This window comes from Treponema sp., assembly GCF_024696245.1.
GTDB lineage: Bacteria > Spirochaetota > Spirochaetia > Treponematales > Treponemataceae > Treponema_D.
In genome coordinates this window covers 1-10,726 of record NZ_JAILGZ010000155.1, presented here as the reverse complement: position 1 = coordinate 10,726, position 10,726 = coordinate 1, and the positions used below count along the sequence as shown (strand labels likewise).

Genomic DNA, 10,726 nt, shown 5'->3' with positions numbered 1-10,726 from the left:
GAAGTAAGAAGCCATGTGAATGGGACTATGCTGATCAGGCTGTTTCAATTCTTGATGACGTTATGCCATATGGTGTTATTATTGGTAATCATGATTATGATGAATGGAAGTGGTCTTTTGCCCGTCGGGGTATAGTTGTTAAGGGTTGTAAGTATTTTACCAGGTATTTTGGTCCTGATTCCAGACATTTTAAGGGTAAAGACTGGTATGGAGGGGCAAGTGAAAATGGACTTAATTCATTCTCCATTTTTAAGGCCGGAAAAAGAAATTTCCTGTTTATCGGGCTTGAATTTGAACCTTCGGATGAAGCATTAAGCTGGGCCCAGTGGGTAATAGATGAACACAAGGACTTACCTGTTATACTGGCAACTCATGGTTATCTTGGTTATGAAAAGGAAAATACAGAAAACGGAAATTACTGCTATCTGGGCCTGCATCATCATCTTAAAGGTGAAGGAAATGGAGGTCGAGCTATTTTTGAAAAACTTGTCAAAAAGAATAAAAATATTTTTCTGATTCTCTGTGGTCATGTATTTGATGTTTCCAGTGGTGAAGGTTTAAGAGTTGATATTAATGATGATGGATATAAAGTATATTCTATTGTTTCTAATTATCAAAAAAGGGCTGATCTCTGGAGAGTAAATGGATTTAAAGGGACTGCTAAACCAAGTGGGGATGGCTTTTTAAGACTGATGAAATTTGATATGGATAGAAAAATCCTGAATGTTCAAACATACAGTACGGAATTTAATTCTTTTGAAATTGATGCTGATAGTGATTTTGCCCTTGATTTAGACTGGGATTGGGATGAGAGATTTTCTTCAAGATAGAAGAGTTTTTTTCCGATTTATTTAGTAAGGTCTATTTTACTTAGGGGTTTGTTTTTATGGTACAGTTTTATTTACTTTCTGTTGTTTTTAATATAATTGCAGCATTGGTTCTGGTATATGGTAAGAATTTTGCTGATTCTGCTGTAAAAAAAGCTGATGAAGTTCCTGACGATTCTATTATTGATGAAGAAGATAGTGATGTATTTGATTTGTCAGATTCAGAAAAGAAAGAAAATACAATGATTCCAGGGCTTGATAATGGCACTTTCAGGCTTGTTCTTGGAATTTTGTGTGCTTTTGTAGGACTTATTAAGCTTGTTTCCGCTTACAGGGGAATCCCGGTTTTAGGAGATTTGCTTCCTTCTATTGCAGGTATTTTAGCCGGTGGTTCCATGCTTGTAGAATATTATTATATAAGTTGTATCGAACCTGAACTTATTCCGGATAGTGTAAGGGCTGTTTTTATTGATTCAAGAAGATATATAGGTATAGCTTGTTTTGTAATTGCACTTTTGCATTTTATTATGCCTTCTGCACTTATTTTTTAAGGATATTTAATGAGTAGAGTGTCTGTAGTTTGTTTATGTTACCATGATGGAAAAGTTTTAGTTGCTCATAGAAATCCCGGAGGACAAATGGGTAACAGATGGGAATTTCCTGGTGGTAAGGTAGATGGAACTGAAAGCGATGAAAAAGCAATTCTCAGGGAAATGCATGAAGAATTTGATGTAGATGTAAAAGTTCTTTCAAAAATATGTTTTAAAAATTTTGTAAATCAGGATGTTAATTTAACTCTGCATGTTTACAGTGTAGAGTTTCCTCATGATGGTCTTGCTAAACCTTTTAAATTGACAGAACATACTGAATATAAATGGGTGAATTTTAATGAAATCCGGCAGCATGAATTTGTAGATAGTGATTATTCTATTCTTAATGACTGCAGAAATTTTTTTGAGGTTAATTAAAAATGTATAGTAAATATCTGACTCTGTTATTTATTGCATTGTCTGCTGTCTTTTTTTCATCATGTTCAAAAGAAAAACCAATAGATATTAGTTTGGATAATCCTGAAAGTATAAATCCTGATCTTCACTGGGCTCTAATAAATGAACCATTTGTTGCTTTTAGAAATGATTCTGATTTTGATAGTGAAGTTTCTTCCCATGGCAGACTTGGTGATGTTGAAAAAATAATTGGTGTCTTTAGAAAAAAAGAAAGGGTATGGTACCGTTTTTCTAAAGGATGGCTGGATGCTGACTGTTTAATTGTTTACGATACACAGCTGAAAGCGTTATCAAAAAGTAAGGAATTATTAAATAAATAAAAAAAGCATTACTTAAGTAAATGATACACTTTAACTTAAGTAATGCTTTTGTTTTCTGATTATTTACGAATAATATTTACTGCTTCTTCTACAGAAATATCTGCAAATTGTTCCCTTGTTTTTAAATTTTTAAGGGTAAGCTTGTCCTGAGCTGCCTGTTCTTTAGAAATTAGTATTCCCCATGGCATACCTTTCTTTTCTGTAACATTATATTGTCTGTTCATTTTTACGCAGTCTGGGAAAACTTCAACACTGATATTTTTTGCCCTGAGCTGACCTGCAGTCTTTTGATAATGAATGGCAAGTTCTGAATCCGTATTGAATATTTCAGCATCCAGATATGAACCTTTTGCATTAATCATTCCAAGTTCATTAAGACCTGCAATGAGTCTGTCCAGTCCTATAGATGCTCCAACACCCGGAACCTTATCTTTCATATACAGTCCGGCAAGATTGTCATAACGTCCACCAGAACATACTGAACCAATAGAAGGAAGATCATTAAGGAATGTTTCGTAAACAACTCCAGTGTAGTAATCGAGTCCACGGGTTATACTTGGATCGAGTACATAACAGTCTTGTATTCCAGAAGCTTTCATCATTTCATGAATGTCTTTCATGCGTTTTGAGTCTTCTGCTTCTCCACCTGCAAGTTCTTCTATATGTTTGAGGGTTTCATCCCAGCCTGAAAGAGGTTTGATATATTCAATAATTTGTTTTGATGAATCCTGATTATGTAAAACTTCATTAAGTTCCTTGAGGACTTCTTCTTCTCCAACTTTTGCAATTTTATCAACAATGCGGAGTACGTCTTCTGATTTTTCTGCTGCTCCTATTTTTGCAAGGAACCTGTTAAAGATTCCACGGTGATTTACATGAATTGTAATTTTTTCTACACCTATCTCTTTAAGGGCTGCCTTCATCAATGCAAGGGTTTCAAAATCTGCAGTTGCACTGTCACTGCCAACAGTGTCAAAATCGCACTGTACAAATTCACGGTAGCGTCCTGCCTGAGGTTTTTCTCCTCTCCATACTTTAGCTATATGATAACGCTTGAAAGGAAAATAAAGTTCTTCCCTGTGTTCAGCTGTATAGCGGGCAAAAGGAACTGTAAGGTCAAAGCGCATTGCAACGTCCCTGCCTCCATTGTCTTCAAAACGGAAAACCTGTTTTTCTGTTTCTCCATTACTTTTTCGAAGAAGAATTTCTGTGTATTCAAGTACAGGTGTATCAATTGGTACAAATCCGTATGCTCTGTAAGTGCGTGTCAGTTTTTCCTGCAAATCTGCACGTAAAATTTCATCCTGAGGAAGAAAATCCCTGAATCCTTTTAATACTTTAGGTTGAATTAAATCTGCCATAATGGTATGTATTTTATATTTTATTCATGGAATTTACAACGGGGAGTATTTACCCTGATCAGGAGAAAAATGATGATTCAAATATTTGGAAGCAGTAAAAGTTTTGATTGTAAGGCGGCACAGAGATTCTTTAAGGAAAGAAGAACAGCATTTCAGTTTATAGATTTGAAGGAAAAGACAATGTCCCGTGGCGAATTTAACTCCGTTATAGATGCCCTGGCTAAAGATTATGGAAGCCGGCTTGAAGCTTTAGAAGCTATGGTTGATAAAAAGTCAAAAAAATATTCGGAATTTGAATATCTTGATGATAGTGAAAAGGAAGAAAAGATATTTGATAATCAACTTGAGCTTCTCCTTCTTCCTGTATGTAGAAATGGAAAAATTTCTGCATCTTTTGGAGTTAAACAGAATATCTGGGAGAAATGGCTTTAATTTGATTAGTTTAAAATACTATTGAAGAAATCTTAAAAATGTACTAATAATCTCCATACTAAATTTTTTAATGCTTTATTTAAATTCTAACACTGTGAAATTCAGGGCAAGCTCCACTACCGTAAAATGCGGACTAGAAGTATTAATGCATGCAAGGGGATGTATTGTATGATTAACAAATTAAAATCTTTTTTTAACTCAATGGTTTTTGCACTGGCTTTGTCATGTGCATTTTTTTCTTTTTCACTTTTATCCTGCAGTCAGGATGATGATTCAAATCCAGAACAGACAGAGACTGAAGCTCAGAATGAGGAAGCTTCTGATTCAGCTGCAGGTACAGAAAATGCTGACGGAGTAAATGCTGGAGATGGGAACACTTCAGAAGATAATGCTTCTGATTCAGCTGCAGGTACAGAAAATGCCGACGGAGTAAATGCTGGTCAGGATAATTCTGTAGAAGAAATTGAGTTTACAGGCTATGTGATTGAGGGCTTTTATCAGAAAGATACAGACCCTTCTGATGATTCACTTACTATAACAAAGAATACGCTTACAGATTATTCAGGTAATATTTATACCATTAAAGATTATGCTGTATGGTTGGAGTCAACTACTGAAGGTTTTCCTTTAAGGGTTGCTTATCTTGTGACTGATGGTAAAAACAACTATCTTTGTTCAGTCTGGTATTATATTAATAATGGAAAAGATTATATAAAGTGGAATCCACCTGTAGAATCGGCTTTAACATCATGTCCGGCTGAATTTGATTATAATAATCCTGATTGCAATACAGGTAATATATCTAAAGCCTTAAAAAGTGATCTTACATGGTCTGTTGAGTATTACAATGAAACTGAAAACCTGATTTTAACAATCAGTAAAACTCCAGGTAAAAATCCTCATGTAAGTTATGGATCAAAAGAATGGGATGTATCTTTTAATACTTTTGTAAAGAATATGGAATTATCAATGCCTGCTGGTGAAGACAGAATGGAAATGGAAGTTGATGAGGCTCTATGGTGGTCTTCTTCAACTTATTCACCTGCATTAATTCATGAAGGAAAAGCAAGAATAGATTATCCTCTTATTGATTCATATACTGCATTCTATGAGCTTCAGTGCTGTAACTCTTATGGTATGTATTTACTTTCTGTAACTAAAGGTAACTATAATTATGATGAAGAGGAAGATATGGAATATATAGACTATTCAATTATAGGAAACTTTACTCTTACGGAAGAAGAATATAATAAGCTTATGGTGCACTACAGATAAATGCATCAGATGTAAAAACATTGCCTGAAGGCAGGTCGTCTTTTTTTTATTTTTCTGCTATTATTTGATTATGTTATTTGCAGTTGATATTGGCAATACAAATGTAGTTGTTGCTGTTTTTGATAAAGATAAGATACTTGCCCAGTGGCGTGTTGCAAGTGATACAAGAAGAACGGGAGATGAGTATTCGTCCACTATTCTTACTCTTGCCAGGGATGCCGGAATTGATGTTTCCGGTTTTGACAGGGCTGTAATTTCTTCTGTAGTACCGGCTCTTATAGGTCCCTTTGTAATTGTTTGTCAGAGGGTTTGTAAAGTACAGCCACTTGTGCTTACTTCTGCCATGGCTACAGAGAGAAAGCTCCCTGTTCATCTTCCTGATAATTCCACAAGGGAACTGGGAACTGACCTTCTTTGTAATGCCCTTGCAGCCTGGGAAGAACTTGAGCAGCATACCAATATTGTCGTTGATTTTGGAACAGCCCTTACACTGACTGTTACTTCTTCTCAAGGAGAAATTCTTGGGGGAACTATCAGTCCTGGTCTGGGAACAGCCGTAAAAGCCCTGGCAACAAATGCAGCCCAGCTTCCTTTTGTTCCCCTTGAGGCTCCGTCAAATGTTATAGGTGCAACTACAAAGAGTGCAATTCAATCTGGAATAGTTTTAGGTTATAAAGGACTTGTTGAATCCCTTGTTTTTCAGGTAAAGAAGGAACTTGAAGTAAGGGGAGAAAAACTTGAGGATATCCGCGTTATTGCAACAGGAGGCCTGAATTCAGTTTTAAAACCTATAACGGAATGCTTTACTGCGGTAGACAAGGACCTGACTATAAAGGGACTTTTGTATATTTCAAAAATACTTCAACCTTAGTATGAGATAAAGTCCTTAAACTGAACTCCCTCTCCGCTTTTTACATCTGAAGTAAGCTTTGCACCTGAAGTCATATTGTAAAAGTCCGGGTGAATGCCGGGGGTCAGTATTTTTTCAGTTCTAAGAACTGCTATATCACCTTCTTTTATTACATGGCCTTTTTTAAAAGAGGCTGTGTAGTGAAGGCTTCTGTTTGTTCTTCCATAATTATCTTTTTCACTTTTTCCAAGTTTTTTTATTCCGTCTCCAAGGCAGGCTTTAATCACTTCCGGTGAATATTCCTGAGAAAGTGTTTTTATTGTGTAGTCAAAGGCAGCCTGAGGTATATCTTTACTGCAAGAAGCGGTATTTCCGCCTTTTAGGGCTATTTCTTCTTTTTTGTAACGTTCTATAAGAGCCTGGGTTTGGTTAAGGGCGTGACTCATTAAGGCAAATTTTTCCGGTGTAAGGGCAACCGGGTCGTCCAGTCCTTCGCTTTCGTTGGAAAGGGTAAAGTGTTTTTCTACCATTGTTCCTCCGCAAATTGCACTTAATACAGGAACAAGAACAGGATCTGTAGAGTGATCACTTATTCCACAGTCAATGCCAAAAATTGCGGACAGGTTTTTTACAAGTTTTACATTATATTCTTCAACAGGGGTCGGGTAAAAAGTTGAACAGTGCAGGAGTGTCAGGTTTTCTTTTTTAATTCCACCGTCATAAAGAATGTTAAGGGCTTTTTCTATATCTCCCAGTGTGGAAACTCCGCTGGATAAAACAAGGGGAATATTACTGCACAAGAAGGATGTTTTCTGTAAGAGAGGTATATGGTTTAGCTCAGGAGAGGCAATTTTTACCATGTCAGGTTTTATGTTAACAAGTTCACTTAGACTTTTTAAGCCAAAGGGTGAACAAAGAAATTTAGCCTTACATTTATGGGTGTATTCAAGGCATTCAGCAAAAAAATCAGGACTTACTTCCAGTTCCTTAAAGCGATTGTAAAGGGGAATTTTTCCTCCAGGGAGATTAACAAAACCTGTATCCGGATGGAGTATTTCTGAAGCATAAACCCACTGAAATTTGATTATGTCGGCTCCGCTTTCACAGGCTGCAAAAATCATTTCCCTGGCTTTGTTTATATCACCACAATGAGATGTTCCGATTTCTGCTATTATTTTCATTGATTCATCCTTAATTATCTTTATTTAGATATTAAAATTATCGGTAATTACACAAATTGAATGAAGCCTGAGTATTTCTTATTCAAAGAGTAATAACTGTGGAGGCGGGTTAACCAGAAAACTTTTTTGTCTTGCAGGAGATATTTCTTCCATAGGACCAATGCTGCCTGTAAGAATTGGAGAATTATCCTTGTGTTTACGAAAATTTTCTTCTGCCAGTTTATGATCTGTATTTGCATAACAATAAAGACAGCCTCCGGGGCAGGTGTCATAGGCACCTATGTCATTACTTTTTATGCAGAGACAGTTAGATCTCATACCTGTGTGTTTAAGGGGTCTGAAATCAAGGTCATTGGATTTTCCCAGAATATCCAGGGTTACACAACCTTCTCTTTGTATTCCCCAGTGTGAATAGTCAGTTTTATCTGCACAGATTTTTATTTTCATACGGTATTTTGCTGCAATTTTACCAAAGCCTTTTGCAAGTTCTTCCCTGGCATCCTGGGGAACTGCTTCCAGCTGGGGAAAGTTCTGCTCCAGTTTTTTATAGAGCTGTACAAAGCTGAAAATACATGTATCAACATGCTGGTGGAGTCTTGCCGTCATATGTTCAAATGTAATAAGGTGCTGCTGAACCGTATACTTTTTATTTAAAAGCACAGGGTCATATCGCCAGGCAATTCTTTTTTTACCTGCAATTCTTTCAAGCTTAATGAGGGTGTCGATTGATTTGTCTATATCAGGTATATTTTTTTCTATATCCTTTCCGTATGCTGTAATTGTATAAAAAAAGTAGGTGTTAAATCGGGAAGTTATTTCTTCCAGATGGGGAAGGATAGGTTCATAATTTTTAGAACAGAAGATTACGCAGTCAACTGTATCAGGAGAAAGAGTGTATTTTGTTAATTTTTCCGGATACATAGGGTTTCTTACATATACAAACCCCTGTCTGAATCGTTCCAGCAGCCACTTGGAATAAAAGTGTACCAGGTCTGTTCTGCCGCCTGTATTTATAATCATGGGAAGATTCTAGCATTTTATACTTTAATTTTACAGATACCCTTTCTACTATATTTTTTTTATCAAGGGTGTTACAATTTGTCTATGTTAAAGACTTTAATAAAAATGATTAATGCTTTCAGTTCCAATACGGATCCTGGAGCAATTGCCCATGCCTTTGCATGCGGTGTAGTACTTGGTTTTATTCCTAAGGGAAACCTTCTCTGGATACTTCTCTTTGTTTTTATCTTTTTCATGCGCATTCAGAGGGCTACTTTTTCCCTTACCATAATAGTAGCAGCCCTTTTTGCACCTTTACTTGATAATCTCTTTGATTCTCTGGGCTACTGGATGCTTACAAACGAATCCCTTGTTCCTTTTTACCGGACAATTCTTGATATTCCTTTTGTAGCCTTTACAAAAATCAATAATACCATGGTTATGGGTAGTTTTGTTGCCGGCCTTATTCTTTATATACCCTGCTATGTTATAGGCCGTGTATTTGTATGGTTGTGGAGAAAGTATCTTGCTGATGCAATCCGCAGGAGTAAGCTTGCCAAAATTACAAAGCAGATTCCTCTCATTCAGAAGCTTTCATCCCTTGCTTCAAAGATTTAATTCAGGAGATTTCAGATGGAAAAGAAAATAAGCGTAAAAGAAAAGAAAGCTCCTGCAGAAAAAATACAGAAGCAGAAAAAAGAAAAGAGAATGTTTCCGGCAAAGAAGCTTCCGGGGCTTTTTAAGAAAGCTTACAGCGAAAAAAAATTCAATAGTAAAATTCTTTCAAAAATTTATGTTCCTAAGGACAAAGCTGATATTAAGGCAATGTTTGCTAAGGGAAATAACAAGGATAAGCCTGATTTGTTCTGTATAGATATGACTTCAAGCTTTACCAAAGTTGAGCTTATGAGGTTTAAAACTCTGGCAAAGGAAATAAAAGGGCAGAAGGGCAGAATTAAACTGCTTCCTCTTATTGCTACAGCTGCTGCCATGGCTGCAATTGTTCTTGTTGTTGTAACTTTTAAGAATGTAATTGTTAAAAATGCCATAGTGTCTGCCTGTGAAGGTATCTTTGAGGCTAAAACTGATGTTGATTCCGTAAAGGTAGAAATACTGGGGGCACAGGTAAAGATTAAGGGGCTTGCGGTAGGTGATAAGAATTCTTATTACAGAAATCTTTTTGAAGCAGAGACTATTGATTTTGATTTTAATCTGACACAGATTCTCCGTGGAAAATTTGTCTGTGAAAATCTTGAATGTTCAGGAATGGCCTTTAATACGAAAAGAAGCACCAGTTGTTATATAAAACCAAAGGCTAAATCCAATGAAGAAAGTGCTTTTACAAAGGCTTTAAAGGAAAAAACAAATTTAGCCCTGGAAGACCTTAAGGCTCAGGCAGCTCAGCTTGTTGGTGGAGATGATGTGGACTCTATAGTAGAAAACTTTACATCTCAGCTCCAGACTCCGGAAGCTGCAAAAAATGCAGAAAGTAAGGCTCTTGAAGTTTCAGAAAAATGGAAGACAAGGCCTGCTGAATTAAAGGCCGAAATTGATTCTAAAACTGCTGAAATTAACGAAAAGATAAAAAGTCTCAATAATGTAAATAAAAATGATCCTGCCGCTGTAATTAAAGCAATAGAAACTATAGATTCCCTTCTTAAGGAATTTGATGAAAGTAATAAAAATGGTCTTAAATATAAGGTTACTGCCGTTCAGAAGGAGGCTTCGACAGACTTTAATGATTTAAAGAATGCTTCTTCAACACTTACAAAGGCAGTTTCCCATGATTCTGATTTTGTAAAGAACCGGGTGTCTTCCCTTATTGGAACTATTGCAAATCCAAAGGCTTTTATTACCCAGGCCCTTAATACTGTAGGTTATGATGTTCTTGGAAAATACTATCCTTATGCCCAAAAACTTGTGGATTATGCCCTTGAAGTAAGACAGAATGCCATAGCAGAAAAGGAAAAGAAGGCTGCAGAAACAGAAGTTAAGAAAATTGAAAAACAGACTGAAAAAACAACAGCTAGCCGTAAAGCCGGTACAACTTTCTGGTATTCACAGGAATATCCTGCAGTTCTTATAGAGAGAGTTTACGTATCAGGTCCTTCATTTGAGGCAAAAATTATAGAAGTTGCCAGCAATCCGGATATACGTAACAAACCTTGTGAGTTTACCGGTGCCTATTCATATTATGGTGTAAATCACAACGCTGCTTTAGTAGTAGATGCCAGAAGTCAGAGCAGTCAGCCTTTAATCAGTGCTGATTATAAAGGTAATGGTTTTAAGGCCTCTATTGACGGAAGTAAAATTGCTCAGGGAAATGGTATTCCTTCAATTGATGGAAATATGAATCTTAATTTTTCCGGAACTGCAGATTCTGATGGCTTTACTTTAGGCGGAAAGGTTGATTTGAATCCTGTAAGCCTTACATCTGATGGATTTGCCAGTGAAAGGGCCAGCCGTTATTATAA

12 protein-coding genes are annotated in these 10,726 nt (G+C 36.4%); 9 read left to right on the top strand and 3 right to left on the bottom strand.

The features are described from left to right. The 4 genes from K6D58_RS11255 to K6D58_RS11240 form a co-directional block, all read left to right on the top strand. On the top strand, positions 1-830 hold an 830-nt coding region (locus tag K6D58_RS11255), incomplete at its 5' end, for a metallophosphoesterase family protein (RefSeq protein WP_296830712.1). Positions 831-886: 56 nt separating this feature from the next. Further along, positions 887-1,378: a hypothetical protein gene (locus K6D58_RS11250; RefSeq protein WP_296830710.1), complete on the top strand. Its 492-nt coding sequence runs from the start codon at positions 887-889 to the stop codon at positions 1,376-1,378. A 9-nt stretch (positions 1,379-1,387) separates the two neighbouring features. Next, on the top strand, positions 1,388-1,795 hold the full coding sequence (locus tag K6D58_RS11245) for an NUDIX domain-containing protein (protein WP_296830708.1): 408 nt from the start codon (positions 1,388-1,390) through the stop codon (positions 1,793-1,795). Positions 1,796-1,797: 2 nt separating this feature from the next. Further along, positions 1,798-2,154 (top strand): hypothetical protein, encoded by a 357-nt coding sequence (locus K6D58_RS11240; RefSeq protein ID WP_296830706.1) that lies wholly within the window; start codon positions 1,798-1,800, stop codon positions 2,152-2,154. A 59-nt stretch (positions 2,155-2,213) separates the two neighbouring features. On the opposite strand, the gene hisS is transcribed toward K6D58_RS11240, so the two are convergent. Beyond that, the gene (gene hisS / locus K6D58_RS11235) at positions 2,214-3,515 is read right to left on the bottom strand and encodes a histidine--tRNA ligase (RefSeq protein ID WP_296830705.1); all 1,302 of its coding nucleotides are present in this window, start codon (positions 3,513-3,515) and stop codon (positions 2,214-2,216) included. A gap of 72 nt (positions 3,516-3,587) precedes the next feature. On the opposite strand from hisS, the gene K6D58_RS11230 reads away from it, so the two are divergent. The 3 genes from K6D58_RS11230 to K6D58_RS11220 all read left to right on the top strand — a co-directional run bounded on the left by K6D58_RS11230 (position 3,588) and on the right by K6D58_RS11220 (position 6,093). Beyond that, positions 3,588-3,947 carry an arsenate reductase family protein gene (locus tag K6D58_RS11230; RefSeq protein WP_296830703.1) on the top strand — a complete coding sequence of 120 codons (360 nt, stop codon included), beginning with the start codon at positions 3,588-3,590 and terminating at the stop codon, positions 3,945-3,947. 168 nt (positions 3,948-4,115) lie between these two features. Next, complete coding sequence (locus tag K6D58_RS11225) at positions 4,116-5,222, top strand: hypothetical protein (protein WP_296830701.1); 1,107 nt, start codon at positions 4,116-4,118, stop codon at positions 5,220-5,222. 70 nt (positions 5,223-5,292) lie between these two features. Then, positions 5,293-6,093: a type III pantothenate kinase gene (locus tag K6D58_RS11220; RefSeq protein WP_296830699.1), complete on the top strand. Its 801-nt coding sequence runs from the start codon at positions 5,293-5,295 to the stop codon at positions 6,091-6,093. Here K6D58_RS11220 and K6D58_RS11215 read toward each other — a convergent pair. Together K6D58_RS11215 and K6D58_RS11210 are read right to left on the bottom strand one after the other, a co-directional pair. Further along, positions 6,090-7,253 carry an N-acetylneuraminate synthase family protein gene (locus K6D58_RS11215; RefSeq protein WP_296830698.1) on the bottom strand — a complete coding sequence of 388 codons (1,164 nt, stop codon included), beginning with the start codon at positions 7,251-7,253 and terminating at the stop codon, positions 6,090-6,092. The genes K6D58_RS11220 and K6D58_RS11215 overlap by 4 nt on opposite strands. Positions 7,254-7,331: 78 nt before the next feature. Next, positions 7,332-8,273, bottom strand: a complete 942-nt coding sequence (locus K6D58_RS11210; RefSeq protein ID WP_296830696.1) for a DUF1848 domain-containing protein — start codon at positions 8,271-8,273, stop codon at positions 7,332-7,334. 84 nt (positions 8,274-8,357) lie between these two features. Between K6D58_RS11210 and K6D58_RS11205 the strand changes: the two genes are divergently transcribed. Together K6D58_RS11205 and K6D58_RS11200 are read left to right on the top strand one after the other, a co-directional pair. Further along, entirely contained in the window at positions 8,358-8,870 is a 513-nt protein-coding gene (locus tag K6D58_RS11205; protein ID WP_296830694.1) for a TIGR03546 family protein, read from the top strand. A 15-nt stretch (positions 8,871-8,885) separates the two neighbouring features. Further along, a partial coding sequence (locus tag K6D58_RS11200) for a hypothetical protein (protein ID WP_296830692.1) occupies positions 8,886-10,726 on the top strand: 1,841 nt, incomplete at its 3' end.

Coding starts and splice junctions, on each gene's coding strand:
- K6D58_RS11250 (WP_296830710.1), top strand. CDS start 887: ATGGTACAGTTTTATTTACTTTCTGTTGTTTTTAATATAATTGCAGCA.
- K6D58_RS11245 (WP_296830708.1), top strand. CDS start 1,388: ATGAGTAGAGTGTCTGTAGTTTGTTTATGTTACCATGATGGAAAAGTT.
- K6D58_RS11240 (WP_296830706.1), top strand. CDS start 1,798: ATGTATAGTAAATATCTGACTCTGTTATTTATTGCATTGTCTGCTGTC.
- hisS (WP_296830705.1), bottom strand. CDS start 3,515: ATGGCAGATTTAATTCAACCTAAAGTATTAAAAGGATTCAGGGATTTT.
- K6D58_RS11230 (WP_296830703.1), top strand. CDS start 3,588: ATGATTCAAATATTTGGAAGCAGTAAAAGTTTTGATTGTAAGGCGGCA.
- K6D58_RS11225 (WP_296830701.1), top strand. CDS start 4,116: ATGATTAACAAATTAAAATCTTTTTTTAACTCAATGGTTTTTGCACTG.
- K6D58_RS11220 (WP_296830699.1), top strand. CDS start 5,293: ATGTTATTTGCAGTTGATATTGGCAATACAAATGTAGTTGTTGCTGTT.
- K6D58_RS11215 (WP_296830698.1), bottom strand. CDS start 7,253: ATGAAAATAATAGCAGAAATCGGAACATCTCATTGTGGTGATATAAAC.
- K6D58_RS11210 (WP_296830696.1), bottom strand. CDS start 8,273: ATGATTATAAATACAGGCGGCAGAACAGACCTGGTACACTTTTATTCC.
- K6D58_RS11205 (WP_296830694.1), top strand. CDS start 8,358: ATGTTAAAGACTTTAATAAAAATGATTAATGCTTTCAGTTCCAATACG.